The following is a 17136-nucleotide window of genomic DNA, read 5'->3' as shown; positions in this document are numbered from 1 at the left end:
TTTCGATTTTGGAATGGATGCCCGTGCCGTGCTTGCCGCGATGAACAAATCGCAGGCGATCATCGAATTCGATCTGACGGGCAAGATCCTGCACGCTAACAAGAATTTCCTTGATACGGTCGGCTACGAGCTTTCGGAGATCGTCGGCAAACATCATCGCATTTTCGTCGAGCCGGAAGAAGCGCGCTCTGCCGAATACGCAGCCTTCTGGGCCGGGCTTGCCCAAGGCCGTTTCGACCAGCGCCAGTACAGGCGTGTGGCCAAAGGCGGCCGTGAGATCTGGATCGAGGCGTCCTACAACCCGGTCTTCCGCGGCAGCAAGCCCTACAAGGTGGTGAAGTTCGCCACCGACATCACCGATGCCAAGCGCAAGGCAATGGAGGACGACGGCAAGCTGACGGCGCTCGGTCGCGCGCAGGCCGTCATTGAATTCACCCCCGATGGCCAGATCCTGACGGCAAATGGCAATTTCCTTGCGACACTCGGCTATCAGTTGCCGGAAATCGTCGGCCGGCATCATTCCATGTTCTGCGAACCGACGTATGTGGCGAGCGCGGCCTATCGCGACTTCTGGAAACGGCTCGCCGAAGGGCATTTCGTTTCCGACCAGTTCACGCGCATCGCCAAGGATGGCGGCAAGATCTACATCCAGGCCTCCTACAACCCGATCCTCGATGCGAACGGCAAGGTGTTCAAGGTCGTGAAATTCGCGACCGACGTGACCGAGCGCGTGCGTGCGATCGAGGAGATCGGCGCGGGTCTCGGCCGTCTTGCCGAATGCAACATCCGCATGACGATCGACAACGACTTCATTCCGGAATTCGAGCCGCTGCGGCGCGATTTCAACAATTCGATCGGCGCTTTCCAGGAAACGCTCTCGGAAGTGCTCGACCAGACCTACACGCAGAACCGCAGCGGTCAGGATATGCGCAAGGCGGCCGAGGAGCTCTCAGAGCGCACGCGCCAGCAGGCCGTCGCGCTGGAGGAGACCGCTGCCGCACTGACGCAGGCAACGGTTGCCGTCCGTTCCTCGACGGAGCGCACCCGCGAGACGCGCAAGCTCGTTCAGGATGCCCGCGTTTCGGCCAACACGTCGGCCAGTGTCGTGAACAACACGGTGAGCGCCATGCAGCGCATCGAATCCGCCTCAAGCGAAATCAGCCAGATCATCGGCGTGATCGACGAGATCGCCTTCCAGACCAACCTCCTGGCGCTGAATGCCGGTGTCGAGGCCGCACGCGCCGGCGAAGCGGGCCGTGGCTTCGCCGTCGTGGCGCAGGAGGTGCGCGAACTCGCCCAGCGATCCGCCAAGGCGGCGCGCGAAATCAAGACGCTGATCACCAATTCCAGTGCGGAAGTGCAGGAGGGTGTGCGGCTCGTTGGCGAAACCGGCCGGGCGCTGCGCGAAATCGAGAATTTCGTCGAAGAGATCGACCACAATGTCGATGCCATCGCCACCTCCGCCGCCGAGCAGGCGAGCGGCCTGGAGGAGATCAGCGCCGCCGTCAGCGACGTCGACCGTATCACGCAGGAAAATGCCGCCATGGTCGAGCACACGACCGCGACCAGTCAGACCCTTGCGGAAGGCGCCATCACGCTGAGCGAACTGGTGAACCGCTTCCAGCTCAACCGCCGCACCATGCGCCGCGATGGAAGCGAGATCTGGACACCGGAAGAGCGCGCCGCGCGCCTTGGCGCCATGCGCAAGGCATCCTGACAAACAGAATGCGAGGGGCCGTCAGGCGGCCCCTCAGACCTTGTTGACGAAACCGTCGAGCACGCGTTTCTGGCCGGCGCGGTCGAAATCGATCGTCAGCTTGTTGCCTTCTATCGCCGCCACATTGCCGTTGCCGAACTTCATGTGGAAGACCCGGTCGCCGACGGAGAATTTCGACGGTTCGCTCATGGTGGATTTTGCCACCAGTTCCCCGTCGATCGTCTTCGAGCGTGGTCCGCTTTCGCCATAACCGATGCGTTCCACCGCATGGCCGGAGCGTGAACCCCAGTTGTCGCGCGTCGCATCGGTGCGGTTGGCCTGCGCGCGGCGCCAGCCGGGTGTCGAATAGGCGTTCTGGAACGGCTCCTGCTTGTCGAAGCGCGATTGGCCGTAGCCGCCGCCACGGCCGTAGCCGCCATAGGATTGTTCGACTTCCGCCACCTCGACATGGCCTTCCGGCAATTCGTCGAGGAAGCGAGAGGGCAGGGTCGATTGCCACAGGCCGTGGATGCGGCGGTTCGAGACGAACCAGATGTGGCAGCGGCGCTTGGCGCGCGTGATGCCGACATAGGCGAGGCGCCGTTCTTCCTCGAGGCCGGAGCGGCCGCCTTCGTCCAGCGCACGCTGATGCGGGAAGAGGCCTTCCTCCCAGCCGGGCAGGAAGACGGTCTCGAATTCGAGGCCCTTGGCTGAGTGCAGCGTCATGATCGAGACGGCGTCGAGCTCGGCGTTCTGCTCGACATCCATCACCAGCGACACGTGATCGAGGAAGCCACGCAGCGATTCGAACGCATCCATCGAGCGGATGAGTTCCTTGAGATTTTCCAGCCGGCCCGGCGCTTCGGCCGACTTATCGGCCTGCCACATGGCGGTGTAGCCGCTCTCGTCGAGAATCTGTTCGGCAAGCTCGGTATGCGGCGTGGTCTCCAGCAGCGATTGCCAGCGACGGAAATCCGTGACGACGTCGAACAACGCCTTGCGCGCCTTCGGCTTCAGCTCGTCCGTCTCGATGATATCGGCGGCGGCGGCGAGCATGGGGATGTCGCGGGCACGGGCATAGTCATGCAGGTTGCGGATCGTTGTGTCGCCAAGGCCGCGCTTCGGCGTGTTGACGATACGCTCGAAGGCGAGATCGTCGGCCGGCTGGCTGACGAGGCGCAGATAGGCCATGGCATCGCGGATTTCGAGGCGCTCGTAGAAGCGCGGGCCGCCGATGACGCGGTAGTTGACGCCGAGCGTGACGAAACGGTCTTCAAATTCGCGCATCTGGAAGGAGGCGCGCACCAGGATCGCCATGTCGTTGAGCTTGTGCTCCTTGCGCTGGAGCTGCTCGATTTCCTCGCCGACGGCGCGTGCCTCTTCTTCCGAGTCCCAGGCGGCGTGAACGATGACCTTGTCGTCATCAGGATCGTGCCGGTCGGTGAACAGCGTCTTGCCGAGCCGGTCCTCGTTATGGGCGATCAGATGGCCGGCGGCGCCGAGGATATGAGCCGTGGAACGATAATTGCGCTCCAGCTTGATGACCTTGGCGCCAGGAAAATCCTTCTCGAAACGCAGGATGTTGTCCACCTCCGCGCCGCGCCAGCCATAGATCGACTGGTCGTCGTCGCCGACGCAGCAGACGTTCTGCGGCGTGCCCTTGGGACGCTGGGCCAGCAGGCGCAGCCACATGTATTGGGCGGTGTTGGTGTCCTGATACTCGTCGACGAGAATGTAGCGGAATTTCTGGTGGTACTCTGCCAGCACATCCGGATTGGCGCGGAACATGCGGATCGGATGCAGAAGCAGGTCGCCGAAATCGCAGGCGTTCAGCGTCTTCAGGCGGTTCTGGTACGCGACATAGAGTTCGCGGCCCTTGCCGTTGGCGAAAGCGCGGGCATCGCCTTCCGGGATCTGCGCCGGATCGAGGCCCTTGTTCTTCCAGCCATCGATCATGCCGGCGAACTGTTTTGCCGGCCAGCGCTTGTCGTCGATGCTTTCAGCCTGGAGGATCTGCTTGATCAGGCGCACGACATCGTCGGTGTCGAGGATGGAGAAATCCGAGCGCAGGCCGACGAGTTCGGCGTGACGGCGCAGAAGCTTAACGCCGATCGAGTGGAAGGTGCCGAGCCACGGCATGCCCTCGACAGCGCCGCCGACGAGGAGACCGATGCGCTCCTTCATTTCGCGCGCCGCCTTGTTGGTGAAGGTCACGGCGAGAAGCTGGCTGGGGAAGGCGCGACCGGTCGCGAGGATATGGGCGATGCGGGTGGTGAGCACGCGTGTCTTGCCGGTGCCCGCACCCGCGAGCACCAGAACCGGGCCGTCAACGGTCTCGACCGCCTCGCGCTGTTCGGGGTTCAGGCCGGAAAGATAGTCAGGCGCGCGCTGTGCATCGCGGGCCGCCATGGCGCGCGCGGCGATACCGATGCCGCCGGACGGCTTGGCCGGGGCGGCAGGCTTGGCGCCGAGCTGCGGGTCTTCATCGAAGAAGGGAATGTTGTCGTAACCGCTGGTCATGCGGCTCAATGTAGTGATTCGGGTCCGAAAGACCAGTTTTCCGTTCTGCTTTTATTCCGCCGGGGAAAAGATTGGCCAGGAGATTGTGGAAAGCCTTGCCGGCTTAGGGCGTTGCGCGATCCGCATCGAACACGGCATCCACGGGCAATTGCAGCGCTGTCGCCAACTGGTTGGTCTTGCCGGCAAGCGAGACGATGGCGAGCAGCTCGCCATATTGCGCATCCGTCATGCCCTTGGCCTTGGCTGCGGCCGTGTGGGAGTGGACGCAGTAGGAGCAGCCATTGGTGACGGAGACCGCGATATAGAGCATTTCCTTGACCAGCGGGTCGAGCGTCGAGGGTGTCGCCATGACAGCCTTCACCTCCGCCCAGGTGCGCTCCAGCAGTGCCGGATCGAAGGCGAGGTAGCGCCACATATTGTTGACGAAATCCGATTTCCTCACAGCGCGGATGTCGTCGAAGACGACCTTGACGCGCGGATCCGCTTCGATGTCTTCGGCTGGCTTGATGGTGCTCATGACAATCTCCTCCGGAAGGGCCGGCGGCGAACCGCCGGCCGGCAGATATCAGGCGAGTGCGAAGACGCGGGACGGGCCGCCCGTGCCGCCACGCACTTTCGGTGCGCCGACGAAGATCGTGGCGCCCTTTGCCGGAAGCTGGTCCAGATTGGCCGCGCCTTCAAGCCCCCAGTGGCCGGAGGAGAGCCAGGCATAATGCGTGGCGAAGTCCGGCGAGATGCCGTAGTCAAGCGAAAGCGTATCGACGGCGATACCGACGGCGCTGGAATTTTCCGCGAGATACTGCACCGCTTCGACGTGGAAGCCGGGGAAATGCATCTTGCCCTCGGCATCGGCATTGCGGAACTTGTCCGTGCCGAGATGTTTGCCCCAACCGGAATGGAGAGCGACGCACGCCTTCTCCGGCAGGTCACCATTGGCTGCGATCCATGCCTTGATGTCATCGGGCGTCAGCTGCGCATCCGGGCTGGCATCGGCCTTTTCCCTGATATCGATGACGGCGAGCGGCACGACGAGGTCGGAAACCGGGATTTCAGCAACCGATTTGCCGTCCTCGGAAAAGTGCAGCGGTGCATCGAGATGGGTGCCGGTGTGCTCGTTGACGCGCAACTCGAAGAGATTGAACTTGTGTTCCTTGTAATTGAACTTCTGCTCGCGCCAGAACTGCTGCTGGCCGAAAAACGTCGGAAATTCCTCGTAAAGTTCGTGGGTGAGGTCCGTTACCTTCGATGGCGCCTGGGCGAGCGCGGGACTGAGCGCGCCGGAGCTTGCGGCGGCAACGGCGGCCCCGCCCGCGGCGGCGGTGCGGAAGAAGCTTCGTCTCGAAAGCATGCGGGATTTCACGGATTCAATGACGCAGGCGTCGCACATGGATTTCCCCTCTCGGTCAATGCGTTTGTGAAATAATGCTGATATAATCCGGCTCTGGAGCCGTTAGAAACGCTATCACAAGTAAAGGACGCGTCCAGTCGCGCGCATGCTCGGATAGGACGCGGGAAAGAAAGATTTCTCCACGTTTTCTTACATTTCGGTAACAGATCGAGCCACCAATCTTACAAATCCGTAATGATCCGATTCTTTCATTGCCGGTTCATTTTCAAAACGGGATACTTGCCCTATGTCGCAACGCAACAAGTGACGGTTCGCTTCCATCGGAGAGAGTGTGCATGCGGGTTTGGAAACAGCTCCTTATCGGCCTTGGCGTCATTTCGGCCGGGGTTCTGCTCTGGGGTCGCTTCGCGCCCGGTGCAAACGGGGTGCTGACGGCCGCCGGCCTGCCAGCGCCGCTCGTCGCAGCCATTGCTCCGGCCTCCGGGGAAAAGGCGGACGGTGGGAACCAAAGCGGGAGCCGTCGCGGCGGTTTCGGCGGCGGGCCGACGCTGGTCGCCACCAAGCCGGTCGCCATGGCAACCGTCAATGACCGGCTGAACGCCATCGGCGATGGCGAGGCGATCCGCACCGTGACGGTCACGCCCTATGCCACTGGTAATCTGACCGAAGTGCTCGTCGAATCCGGCACGCGGGTGGAGCAGGGGGCGGTCATCGCCCGGCTCGACAGTGATGAGCAGAAGATCGCCGCCGATCAGGCGCGTGTGACCGTCGAGGCGGCCCAGCAGAAGCTGAAGCGCCTGGAAAACCTGCGTTCCTCCACCAGCACGGCCGACCTGCAGGATGCGCAGACCGCGCTGAAAGCAGCCGAACTCGCTCTGCGCAATGCCGAGCTGACGCTGCGCCGCCGCGATATCACCGCCCCCTATGGCGGCGTTGTCGGCATCATCTCCGTCAATCCGGGCGACTATGTCACGACCTCAACCGCCATTGCGCGCATCGACGACCGTTCGGAAATCCTCGTCGATTACTGGGTGCCCGAGCGTTTTGCGGTGAGCGTCAAGGTCGGCGGGGAGGTGAGTGCCACGGCCGTCGCGCGGCCGGGCGAGACCTTTACCGGCACGGTGCAGGCCATCGACAACCGCATCGATCAGGAAAGCCGCACGCTGCGCGTCCGCGCGCGCATCGCCAATCCCGACGACGTGCTGCGCGCCGGCATGTCCTTTCAGGTAACCATGCGCTTTGTCGGCGATCTTTATCCGAGCGTCGATCCGCTTTCGCTCCAGTGGAGTGCTGACGGTTCCTATATCTGGCGCGTGAAGGGCGACAAGGTCGAGCGCGTTCCCGTTCACATCGTGCAGCGCAATCCCGACAAGGTGCTGGTCAAGGCCGGGCTTGCCGAGGGCGACGCCGTCGTTGTCGAGGGTGTGCAGACGCTGCGCCAGGGCGGAGCGGTGCGCACCGCCGAAGAGCGCTCCACCAAGCAAAAACCCGCCGTCGCGGAGGGCACGTGATGTCGGGCGAGGCGAGCGGAATGAACGATAGCGGAAAGGCTGGTTTTACCGCGCTTTTCATCCGCCGGCCGATTTTCGCCCTCGTGATCAACACGCTGATCATCATTGCCGGCCTTGCCGCCTTCACCGGCGTCGAAATCCGCGAATTGCCCTCCGTAGACCAGCCGGTCATCACCGTCACCACCGATTTCGACGGTGCGTCGCCCGAAACCATCGACCGTGAGATCACGGATATCGTCGAGGGTGGTGTTTCGCGCGTGCAGGGCATCAAGAAGATCTCCTCCGTCTCGTCCTTCGGCCGCAGCCGCGTGACGCTGGAATTCTCCGACACGACGGATATCAACCAGGCCGCCAACGACGTGCGCGACGCGCTCGGACGCGTGACGAACCAGCTGCCCGACGATGCCGATGATCCGCGCGTCGTGAAGGCCGATGCGGACAGCCAGCCGATCATGCGCCTTGCGCTGACCTCCGATACGCTGTCGCTCGAAGACCTGACGCTGCTGGCCGAAAACGAGATCACCGACGGCCTTGCCTCCGTCGAGGGTGTCGCCGACGTCGCCGTCTATGGCGACCAGGAGAAAATCTTTCGCGTCGATGTCGATCAGGCGAAGCTTGCTGCGCGCGGGCTGACGGTCGCTGACCTGCGCAACGCACTCGCAACCGCCGCCTTCGACGTGCCGGCCGGTTCGTTGAAGAGCCAGAGCCAGGACATCACGGTCCGCGCCACGGCGGACCTCACCAAGCCGTCCGATTTCGAAAACCTCATCCTCAAAAACCATGTGCGCCTTGGCGATGTCGCCATGGTCACGCTCGGCCCGGACGAGGGCTCGACGGCGCTGCGTTCCAACGGACGGCAGGGGATCGGGCTGGGCATCATCCGGCAGGCGCAGTCGAACACGCTCGACATTTCCACCGGCGTCAAACAGATGGTGGCGCAGTTCGGCACCATCCTGCCCGAAGGCACACAGATCAAGATCACCAGCGACGACGCCGTCTTCATCGATGGTGCGATCCATGAGGTCGAGATCGCGCTGGTCGTCGCCGTCGTGATCGTGACGCTCGTCATCTATCTTTTCCTGCTCGACTGGCGTGCGACGCTGATCCCGACGATCAGCATGCCGATCGCGCTGATCGGCACGATCGCGGCGATCTACATGGCGGGCTTCTCCGTCAATATCCTGACCCTGCTTGCCATCGTGCTGGCGACCGGCCTCGTGGTGGATGACGCCATCGTGGTTCTGGAAAACATCGTGCGCCGCCGGGCCGAGGGGCTGAAGCCGCGCGCTGCCGCCATTCTCGGAACGCTGGAAGTGTTCTTCGCGGTCATCGCCACGACGGCCACCCTTGCCGCCGTCTTCGTGCCGCTCTCCTTCCTGCCTGGCCAGGCGGGCCGGCTTTTCCGCGAATTCGGTTTCGTGCTCGCCTTCGCCATCCTGCTCTCCTCCTTCGTGGCGCTGACGCTTTGCCCCATGCTCGCCTCGCGCATGTTGACGAAGGACATGACGCATGGGCATACGGGCGTCCTTGCCCGCATCGGCGGGGCCGCCTCGCGCTTCTATCGCGCGTCGCTGAGCGCCTGCCTCGGCGCCCCCTTCATTGTCTTCATCGTCGCGCTGCTCTTCACTGTGGCAGGCGCCACCTCGTTCTTCACCATCAAGTCGGAGCTGACGCCGACCGAGGACCGCTCGATGGTGATGCTGCGCATCAACGCACCGCAGGGCGTGTCGCTCGAATACGCGCAGGACCAGATGAAGATCATCGAGGACAAGCTGCGCCCACTCTATGACGACGGCGAGATCGTCAACATCTTCTCCATTTCGGGGCAGGGCGGTTCGACCAACAGCGGCTTCATGGTGCTGACGTTGGCGCCTTGGAGCGAGCGGGAGCGCTCGCAGCAGCAGATCGTGCAGGATATCAACACGGCCGTCGCCACCGTGCCGTCGGTGCGTGCCTTCGCGCAGCAGCCGAACAGTCTCGGCATTCGCGGCGCTGGCAACGGTTTGCAGGTGGCGCTGGTCGGGAACGACTACACCAAGCTCGGCAACGCCGCGGCGGAGCTGGTGCGCAAGATCGAGGACAGCGGCCGCTTCGAAAACGTTCGCCTCAACTACGAGGCCAACCAGGCGCAGCTTTCCGTGACCGTCGACCGCGAGCGCGCGGCCGATCTCGGCATCGATATCACGGGTCTTTCCGCCGCCTTGCAGGCGATGCTGGAGGGCACGAGCGTCGTCGACATCTATGTCGAGGGTCAATCCTATCCGGTCAAGCTGTCCTCCACCACGACGCCCATCAACGACCCGATGGACCTCGAAAACATCTTCCTCAAGACCGGCGACGGCAAGATCGTGCCGATGTCCTCCATCGCGACCCTGGAAGAGAAGGCCGTTGCACCGCAGCTTTCGCGTGAGCAGCAGTTGCGCGCCGTCTCGCTCTCCGCCGGCCTCAAGGATGGGCTTGCGCTGGGTGATGCCCTCACCATGGTCGAAGAGATGGCGCAGCCCCTGCTGCCGGAGGGCTCGCGTCTGATGCCGATGGCCGAAGCCGCCTCGCTGCAGGAGAATTCGAATGGCCTCATCATCACCTTCGGCTTTGCCATCGCCATCATCTTTCTCGTGCTGGCCGCACAGTTCGAAAGCTTCGTCAGCGCCATCATCATCATGGTGACGGTCCCGCTCGGGCTTGCCTGCGCTGTCTTCGCGATGATCCTGACCGGCACGACGCTCAATATCTACAGTCAGATCGGTCTCGTGCTGCTTGTCGGCATCATGGCGAAGAACGGTATTCTGATCGTCGAATTCGCCAACCAGCTGCGCGACCAGGGGCAGGATATCCGCAACGCCATCGAGAATGCCGCCAATATCCGTCTGCGCCCCGTGCTGATGACGATGATCGCCACCATCGTCGGTGCGGTACCCCTGGTGCTGGCAAGCGGGGCAGGCGCGGAAGCACGCATCTCGCTCGGCTGGGTTCTTGTGGGCGGGCTGGGTCTTGCGACGGTCGTGACGCTCTACCTGACGCCCGTCGCCTATCTGGCGATCGCCCGCTTCACGAGCCCGCATGCCGATGAGGAGCGTCGCCTCGCTGCCGAACTGCAGCATGCGGAGATGCTGACACGCACCCGGGAGAAAGTGCCGCCGAAGGAAGAGGCGCTGCCGCAGGCGGCGGAATGATCGCTGCGGGAAATGGCCGGCATGATCGGATATTGCGGCTGGACAGCCGGGCGCCAATTTGCTGAGTAAACCTCAGAGAGTGAGGATCTTACCATGGCATTGGCGGATATCAGGACGGGCCAGCGCAACGAAACGGGGATCGCGCTGGCGCTTACCCGGCTTTCGGAGCGCTTTGGCACGCGGTTGCAGACCGGCGAGGCGATCCGCACGCAGCACGCCCACACCACCACCTACATTCCCGCCCAGCTTCCCGATGCCGTCGTCTTCGTGGAAAATGCCGAGGAGGTGAAGGCGGTCGTCGGGCTCTGCGCGGAATTCAGGGTTCCCGTTATCCCCTTCGGCACGGGCTCTTCGCTGGAAGGTCAGGTGAATGCGCCTTTTGGCGGAATTTCGATCGATTTCAGCAACATGAAGCGTGTCCTCGAGGTGAATGCAGAGGATCTCGACTGCACGGTCGAGCCGGGGATCACCCGCGAGGAACTGAATATCTATCTGCGTGATACCGGCCTGTTCTTCCCCATTGATCCCGGCGCCAATGCATCGATCGGCGGCATGGCCTCGACGCGCGCTTCGGGCACCAATGCCGTGCGCTACGGCACGATGAAGGACAATGTGCTGGCGGTCACGGCCGTCACTGCGACCGGCGAGGAGATCCGCACCGCGCGGCGGGCGCGCAAATCCTCGGCAGGTTATGACCTCACGCGCCTCTTTGTCGGCGCGGAAGGCACGCTCGGCGTGCTCACCTCCGTCACCCTGCGCCTGCAAGGTATTCCGGCGGTCATCGCCGGCGGCATCTGCGGTTTTCCGACGCTGAAGGATGCCAGCAACGCCGTGATCATGACCATCCAGCTCGGCATTCCCGTTGCCCGCATCGAACTGCTCAACACGTTGCAGATCAAGGCCTGCAACGCCTATTCCGGCCTTGATCTGCCGGAACAGCCGACGCTGTTCGTGGAGTTCCATGGCACGGAAGAGAGTGTACGCCTGCAATCGGAAGAATTCGGTGCCATCGCCGCCGAATGTGGTGGCGGCAAGTTTCACTGGAGTGCGGACGCCGAGGAGCGGGCTAAACTCTGGAAGGCCCGGCACAATGTCTACTGGGCATCGAAGGCGCTGCGCCCCGGTTATGAGGCAATCGCGACCGATGTCTGCGTGCCGATCTCACGCCTTGCCGATTGCGTGGCGGAGACCGAGCGCGACATCGAGGAACACGGCCTGCTGGCACCCATCGTCGGCCATGCCGGGGATGGGAATTTCCACGTCTGCGTGGTCTTCGATGACAAGGACCCGGCATATGTAGAGAAGGTCGAGGCTTTTGTTGGCCGGTTGAATGCCCGTGCCCTCTCCATGGATGGGACCTGTACGGGAGAACACGGCATCGGCCAGGGCAAGCAGGCTTTTCTGCCGACGGAACTTGGCGGCTCGGTGACCCTGATGAAGCAGATCAAGCAGGCGCTCGATCCCGATAATATTCTCAACCCCGGCAAGATTTTTTCGACCCTGTAGCGACAGTTCGCGTTATCGTAACGCGGTGGATTGGAATTCGAGGCATGCGGCGTGCTTTCTAGGATCATGCTTATCGTTGGCGGCCTGGTGGTCGTGGCGCTCTTCGTGGCGCTGCTGGCGCCGCTCTTCGTCGATTGGACGAATTTCCGGCAGGATTTCGAGCGTGAGGCAAGCCGTATCATGGGCCGGCCCGTCACCGTGCATGGCAGCGTCGATGCCCGCCTGATCCCGTTTCCGTCCGTGACGCTCAACGATGTGCGCGTCGGCTCACCGGAAGATGGCAGGCCGCTGGTTGAGGTCGCGCGTTTCTCGATGGATGCGGAACTGGCGCCGTTTCTTTCCGGCGAGGCGCTGATCTTCGATATGCGGATCGAAGAGCCGAGGGCACGCGTCAAGCTCTTCCAGGATGGCACGCTCGACTGGGCGCGGGGCCGCAAGTCCGATATCCCGGCGCGGACCGTCATCCTCGAAAATGTCGCCGTTACCGGCGGCGAGATCGAGTTCGTCGACGAACAGACCGGCCGGACCCGCCACCTCACCGGTCTCGATGCACAGATTTCGGCAAAAACGCTGGCGGGGCCATGGCGCGTCGATGGGCGGGGCGCGCTGGACGGCGAGAGCGGTGCGTTCCAGCTTTCGAGCGGGCAGGTGGAGAATGGCGCGCTTTCGCTGCGCGCCCGGATCGTTCCGGACAAGCTTGCTTTCACCGCAGATCTCGATGGCGCAGTAGATATCGTCGATTTCCGCCCGCGATATCAGGGCGGTTTTACCGTGTCTGAAAAGCCGCGTGCCAAGGGCGAGACGCCAAGTGATCCGATCCGCATCGCCGGCAAATTCGAGCTTTCCAACGAACGCGTGCGCATTCCGGAATACCGGCTGGAAGCCGGGCCGGCTGCCGACCCCTATGTGGTGACGGGGGAAGCGACACTGGATACGGGGCGCGCGCCGGAGTTCCTGCTGATCGCCGATGGCCAGCAGATCGACGTGTCGCGCATCGGCGCCAGCGGCGAGACCGGCAAGACCGGCCGCGACCCGCAGCTTTCGGCCCGACAGCGGCTCCAGGCGCTGCTGGCGATCGCCGCGGACATACCGATCCCGCAGGTGCCGGGCCGTGCCAGCCTCTTCCTGCCCGCTGTCGTGGTGGGCGATACGACGGTGCGCGAGATCCGACTCGACGTGAAGCCTGCCGGCGACGGCTGGCGCATCGACCGGGCGGATGCGCAACTGCCCGGTCGCACCGCGCTGGAGGCGAAGGGGCGGCTGACGCTGCGGGACAATCGCGGCTTCGTCGGCAACCTCCTGATCGCATCCAACCAGCCGTCCGGCCTTGCCACCTGGCTTGCCGGTGCCGTCGATCCGGAAATCCGCAAGTTGAAGACGGCCGGCTTTTCCGCCGATGTGAGCCTGACGGACGAACTGCAGCGCTTTGAAAATCTGGAAATCGCCATCGGCGGCGCCTCGCTGAACGGCCGAATGGAACGGGAATCCCGTGCCGGCGCGGAGCCGACGCTTTCGCTCGAACTGCGCGGCAACGAAGTGCGGCTGGAATCGCTCCAGGCGCTGACCGGTCTGGTTGCGGGCGATACCTCTCTGGGTGCGCTTGCCGACCATGCGATGGCAGTGGACATCAAGGCGGACCGCTTCGATGCTTTCGGTGAAAGCGCCTCCGGCGTTACCGCTGCGTTGTCGATGAGGGATGGTCTGCTGACGATCAGCCGTCTCGACATCGCGTCGCTGGAGGGGGCAGCGCTTTCGGCGAGCGGCACGCTCGGCGGAACGCTGCTGGCGCCGAGTGCGGGTATCGATGTGAAGCTGAAGGCGGACGCCATGCGTCCTGTCGCCGATCTCCTGGCGCGTCACATGCCGGCGCATCCGCTTCTCAGCCGTTTCGTCGCCAATGCCGGCTACTACGACAATGCCGAGCTTTCTCTCCGCGCGATAATGGCGGAAGGCAATCCGGCGACACTCACGGTGACCGGACCCGTCAACGAGGGCCGTCTGGAATTGAAGCTTTCGGCGGAATCGACGGCTGCGCTTCTGGCCGGCAACGGCTTCGAGCTGGAGGGCAGTCTGTTCAACCCGCAATCCGTCGTCCTCGCCGGGCAGATCGGGCTCGATCCGCTGCCCTTCGATGCCGAACCGGACGGCAGTGTCACCATCCGCGCGACGCAGCCGGGCGAGGGGCCGGCGACGGTCTCCGCTTCCTTCACCGCAGGCGGCACGACGCTTTCGGCGAAGGGTACGGCGCTCCTCGGCGCAGACAGGTTCCTTGAGGGAGCGCTCGCCCTGGCCGCCAGAAGCGACGATATCGAGCCCTATCTGATGATGAACGGCATCGCCCTGCCGCAGGCAGGCGCGGGCCTGCCGATCTCATTGACGATGTCGGTCAAAACCAGTCCCGAGGCCATCGCCATGACCGATATTGCGGGCGAGGCCGACCGCAACACGTTTTCCGGCAATCTGACCCTCGACCGTACGGCGGCAACGTTGAAGGGCACGGGCGCGCTGCGTTTCGACACGGTCGATTTCGCTTTCCTCGCCGAGGCGGTCGCCGGTCCGGTACAGGACATGCTTGAAGGCGGGCTCAATGCCGCGCCGCTCGTGCCGCCGCTGCAGGAGGCGGCGGATGTTTCGGTCGCGCTCACGGCCGCTTCCTTCTGGCCGGGGCTCTACGGCGCCGTCGATGGCTTCAAGGGCAATCTCCAGTGGAAGGGTGGCGAGCTGACGCTTGATAACATGGAGGGCGACTGGCTGGGCGGGCGTCTTTCGGGGCGCGTCAAGGTGGCGAATGCCGACGAGAACGGCCTTTTTGAGGCACGTGCGCGGCTGACGGGTGCGGATCTTTCGAGGATCGTCTGGGCCGGCACCGGAGGTCCTGTGGCAACAGGCAAGGCGGATATGACGCTTGCCGTCGATGCCTCCGGCAAAAGCATCCGAACCATGGTGGAGGGCGCCAGCGGCTCCGGAGAGGTGCATGCTTCCGGCCTCGTCCTGCGCGGACTCCACACCGGGGCACTGCCTTCGCTTCTGGCGGAAGCCGATCGTCTCGAGGGGGATATAACACCGGAGCGCGTTGCACGCTTTGCCTCCGGCGCCATTCTTCAGAAAGAGGCGTCGTTCGGGGATGTCCGCATTCCTTTTGCGCTTGCCGGCGGGAAGTTGCGCGTCCAGAGCGTGACGGCCGAGGATGCCGGGGCGGCGCTCACGGGCGATGCGGATGTCGATCTTGCCGGCGACACCATGGCCGCGCGTCTTTCCGTTGTCTACAAGGCGGGCGAGGAGGCGCTGGCGGGCGCCGAACCCGAGGTGGTGCTCGGCTATCGCGGACTTGTCGAGGCGCCGGGCTTCGAACTCGACGTGCAGCCGCTCGCCAATTTCCTCTCGTTGCGCCGCTTCGAGACGGAGCGTCGGCGTGTCGAGACGCTGCAGGCCAATGTGCTGGAAAAACAGCGCCTGCGCCGCGAGGCGGCGCTGTACCGCTCCCGTGCGGAGGCGCGTGAAGCGCTTGCCGAGGCGATGCGCCTGCAGGCGGAAGAGGAGGCGCGTCGAAGGGCGCAAGCGCAGCAGCGGTTGGAACAGGAGCGCGTCACACGCGCGGCTGCCGAAGAGGCCGAACGTGCGCGCCGCAAGGCGGCGGACGATGAGCGGCGGCTCAGGGAAGCAGAAGAGGGAGCGCGCCGTCTTGCCGAACAGCGGGCGGCTGAGGAGGCGCGCAAGGCCGAGGACGAAGCCAGGCGCCGTCGCCTGGTCTCTCCCGGCGAGGGTGTCGAGCGTGGCGAGGATCTGCCGCCGGTCGATGGCGGCCAATTGAATTTCGACAGCCTGCCAGGCGTCAACTGACCGGATTTTCGGCCGCGCGCTCCTTCAGCCATTCCAGCACATAGAGGCGCAGCGCCGAGGAGAGGTTGTCGTCCACTGCGCGCGTGTCGTCGATCTCGCGGATCAGGCCTGCGAGTGGCAGGGCGCGCATCTCGGCAATGCCCTTCAGCATGTCGTGGAAGGCTGGCTCCAGCGAAAAGCTCGTGCGGTGGCCGTGAAGGGTCGTGGAATATTTGCGGATCATGCCTTGTGTATCGATTCAAGGGTTTGGGGGATCGATTCCGGTTTTCCCGGTAAAGGCTTGAAAAGCTTTCAGTCCTTGGTCTCGTCGGGCCGCTCTTTGTCGTGGTGATATTGCTCGAGGCGGCCCTGGTCGAGGGTCTTTTCCGCTTTCTCGTTGAGGGCGCGCGTCAATGTCTTCTCGGCCTTCGTGCGACCGAAGGTCAGCCGGTTCTGCTCGGCCTGCTTTTCCTTGTCGGAACGGGCCTTCTGTTTGCGGAACTGGCGAAGATTGACGACGTCGCCGCTCATCGGAAACTCAGTTCTTCTTGCGGAAGGAATCGAGCGAGACGACGGAGCCGCCCTTGTTGTCGTCGCCACCGGTCGGCGGCGTCGGCTCATCGCCGTTATCCTCGGCCTTTTCGGGCACTGCGGGATAGGCGGTAATCTCGGCGGAGTGTTCTTCCTCCTCCTCGACGGCCGGCACGTCGAATTCCAGCTCGAAGCTTACCGAGGGGTCGTAGAAGCCGCGGATCGCGTTGAAGGGAATGACCAGCTTTTCCGGCGTATCGGAGAAGGAGAGGCCGATCTCGAACAGGCTCTCGGTGACCTTGAGGTCCCAGAACTGGTGCTGCACGACGATCGTCATCTGCTCGGCATATTTCGCCTTGAGGTGCTGCGAGATGCGCACGCCGGGGGCGTTCGTCAGGAAGGTGATGAAGAAATGGTGCTCACCGGGCAGATGACCGGTAACCGCGACTTCGGACAAAACCTTGCGAATGACGCTGCGCAGCGCGTCCTGAGCGAGAATGTCGTAGCGAATGTGGTCTTGCGCCATCCGTTCCTGTCTTTCTTCCTGATGCCTTTGTATTCAGGCATTGCGTCTCATCTCATGCCTTCCGGCACGAGTCATCTGGCACAGCTATAGACCATTTCAAGGGATTGGAGAAGGTGAAGGCTTCTGTTGCCAGGTGCCTTCGGACCCCGCCTGCCGGTGCGACCCGTCAGGACTTTGAGTGAAGTGTCACACCGCGATTAAGCAGCGAGACGAGCTTCCGCATAGTTGTCGTTTGCAACTACAAGTTTAGCCCGATAACGGTGGTACAATGCCGAGCAAAAAGTCGATCTTTACGCCCTTGTCGATCCTATTTCGCCCCCATCAAAAGCCGGTCCGTCAAGGGTTGACCGGTTTTTGGTGGAGGCGCCGGGTACCGCCCCCGGGTCCAATGGGTTTATTACACCGCCCGTTTATTGCCATAGCTGCCGAGGCAGCACGTCACATATAGGCATTCCCGACGGGTAAGAAAAGGGCTTTGTGACAAGGATTTGCGGAAGTTGGCGCCG

General features: G+C 63.3%; 11 protein-coding genes and 1 other RNA gene. 5 read left to right on the top strand and 7 right to left on the bottom strand.

Annotated elements, in window-relative coordinates; all coding sequences use genetic code 11:
- Positions 1–13: 13 nt before the first annotated feature.
- Complete coding sequence (locus tag MUU55_RS03375) at positions 14–1717, top strand: methyl-accepting chemotaxis protein (RefSeq protein WP_244759859.1); 1704 nt, start codon at positions 14–16, stop codon at positions 1715–1717.
- A 33-nt stretch (positions 1718–1750) separates the two neighbouring features.
- On the opposite strand, the gene MUU55_RS03370 is transcribed toward MUU55_RS03375, so the two are convergent.
- From MUU55_RS03370 to MUU55_RS03360, 3 genes are all read right to left on the bottom strand, one after another.
- The gene (locus tag MUU55_RS03370; protein WP_244759340.1) at positions 1751–4216 is read right to left on the bottom strand and encodes an ATP-dependent helicase; all 2466 of its coding nucleotides are present in this window, start codon (positions 4214–4216) and stop codon (positions 1751–1753) included.
- A gap of 103 nt (positions 4217–4319) precedes the next feature.
- Positions 4320–4733, bottom strand: a complete 414-nt coding sequence (locus MUU55_RS03365) for a carboxymuconolactone decarboxylase family protein (RefSeq protein ID WP_244759339.1) — start codon at positions 4731–4733, stop codon at positions 4320–4322.
- Positions 4734–4781: 48 nt separating this feature from the next.
- Positions 4782–5603 carry a cyclase family protein gene (locus MUU55_RS03360; RefSeq protein WP_244759338.1) on the bottom strand — a complete coding sequence of 274 codons (822 nt, stop codon included), beginning with the start codon at positions 5601–5603 and terminating at the stop codon, positions 4782–4784.
- Positions 5604–5899: 296 nt separating this feature from the next.
- Between MUU55_RS03360 and MUU55_RS03355 the strand changes: the two genes are divergently transcribed.
- The 4 genes from MUU55_RS03355 (at position 5900) to MUU55_RS03340 (ending at position 15594) form a co-directional block, all read left to right on the top strand.
- A complete protein-coding gene (locus MUU55_RS03355; protein ID WP_244759337.1) occupies positions 5900–7075 on the top strand; it encodes an efflux RND transporter periplasmic adaptor subunit in 1176 nt (391 codons plus the stop codon).
- On the top strand, positions 7075–10248 hold the full coding sequence (locus MUU55_RS03350) for an efflux RND transporter permease subunit (protein WP_244759336.1): 3174 nt from the start codon (positions 7075–7077) through the stop codon (positions 10246–10248). The genes MUU55_RS03355 and MUU55_RS03350 overlap by 1 nt, the downstream gene beginning before the upstream one ends.
- 93 nt (positions 10249–10341) lie before the next feature.
- A complete protein-coding gene (locus tag MUU55_RS03345) occupies positions 10342–11754 on the top strand; it encodes an FAD-binding oxidoreductase (RefSeq protein ID WP_244759335.1) in 1413 nt (470 codons plus the stop codon).
- Positions 11755–11820: 66 nt separating this feature from the next.
- The gene (locus MUU55_RS03340) at positions 11821–15594 is read left to right on the top strand and encodes an AsmA family protein (RefSeq protein ID WP_244759334.1); all 3774 of its coding nucleotides are present in this window, start codon (positions 11821–11823) and stop codon (positions 15592–15594) included.
- Here MUU55_RS03340 and MUU55_RS03335 read toward each other — a convergent pair.
- From MUU55_RS03335 to ssrA, 4 genes are all read right to left on the bottom strand, one after another.
- A complete protein-coding gene (locus MUU55_RS03335; protein ID WP_244759333.1) occupies positions 15587–15817 on the bottom strand; it encodes a ribbon-helix-helix domain-containing protein in 231 nt (76 codons plus the stop codon). The two genes, MUU55_RS03340 and MUU55_RS03335, sit on opposite strands and share 8 nt — an antisense overlap.
- Positions 15818–15885: 68 nt before the next feature.
- Entirely contained in the window at positions 15886–16104 is a 219-nt protein-coding gene (locus MUU55_RS03330) for a DUF4169 family protein (RefSeq protein ID WP_244759332.1), read from the bottom strand.
- Positions 16105–16111: 7 nt separating this feature from the next.
- The gene (locus MUU55_RS03325) at positions 16112–16630 is read right to left on the bottom strand and encodes an SspB family protein (RefSeq protein ID WP_244759331.1); all 519 of its coding nucleotides are present in this window, start codon (positions 16628–16630) and stop codon (positions 16112–16114) included.
- A 112-nt stretch (positions 16631–16742) separates the two neighbouring features.
- Positions 16743–17104: a transfer-messenger RNA gene (ssrA, locus tag MUU55_RS03320) on the bottom strand.
- Positions 17105–17136: the final 32 nt, after the last annotated feature.

Origin of the sequence: Shinella curvata, assembly GCF_022899935.1 — a bacterium.
GTDB classification, from domain to species: domain Bacteria; phylum Pseudomonadota; class Alphaproteobacteria; order Rhizobiales; family Rhizobiaceae; genus Shinella; species Shinella curvata.
This window is presented reverse-complemented; position numbering and strand designations above follow the sequence as displayed.

Bases quoted from the DNA above. Each gene is read 5' to 3' on its own strand.
- MUU55_RS03335 (WP_244759333.1), bottom strand. From the start codon at position 15,817: ATGATCCGCAAATATTCCACGACCCTTCACGGCCACCGCACGAGCTTT.
- MUU55_RS03355 (WP_244759337.1), top strand. From the start codon at position 5,900: ATGCGGGTTTGGAAACAGCTCCTTATCGGCCTTGGCGTCATTTCGGCC.
- MUU55_RS03340 (WP_244759334.1), top strand. From the start codon at position 11,821: ATGCTTATCGTTGGCGGCCTGGTGGTCGTGGCGCTCTTCGTGGCGCTG.
- MUU55_RS03375 (WP_244759859.1), top strand. From the start codon at position 14: ATGGATGCCCGTGCCGTGCTTGCCGCGATGAACAAATCGCAGGCGATC.
- MUU55_RS03350 (WP_244759336.1), top strand. From the start codon at position 7,075: ATGTCGGGCGAGGCGAGCGGAATGAACGATAGCGGAAAGGCTGGTTTT.
- MUU55_RS03365 (WP_244759339.1), bottom strand. From the start codon at position 4,733: ATGAGCACCATCAAGCCAGCCGAAGACATCGAAGCGGATCCGCGCGTC.
- MUU55_RS03360 (WP_244759338.1), bottom strand. From the start codon at position 5,603: ATGTGCGACGCCTGCGTCATTGAATCCGTGAAATCCCGCATGCTTTCG.
- MUU55_RS03370 (WP_244759340.1), bottom strand. From the start codon at position 4,216: ATGACCAGCGGTTACGACAACATTCCCTTCTTCGATGAAGACCCGCAG.
- MUU55_RS03325 (WP_244759331.1), bottom strand. From the start codon at position 16,630: ATGGCGCAAGACCACATTCGCTACGACATTCTCGCTCAGGACGCGCTG.
- MUU55_RS03345 (WP_244759335.1), top strand. From the start codon at position 10,342: ATGGCATTGGCGGATATCAGGACGGGCCAGCGCAACGAAACGGGGATC.
- MUU55_RS03330 (WP_244759332.1), bottom strand. From the start codon at position 16,104: ATGAGCGGCGACGTCGTCAATCTTCGCCAGTTCCGCAAACAGAAGGCC.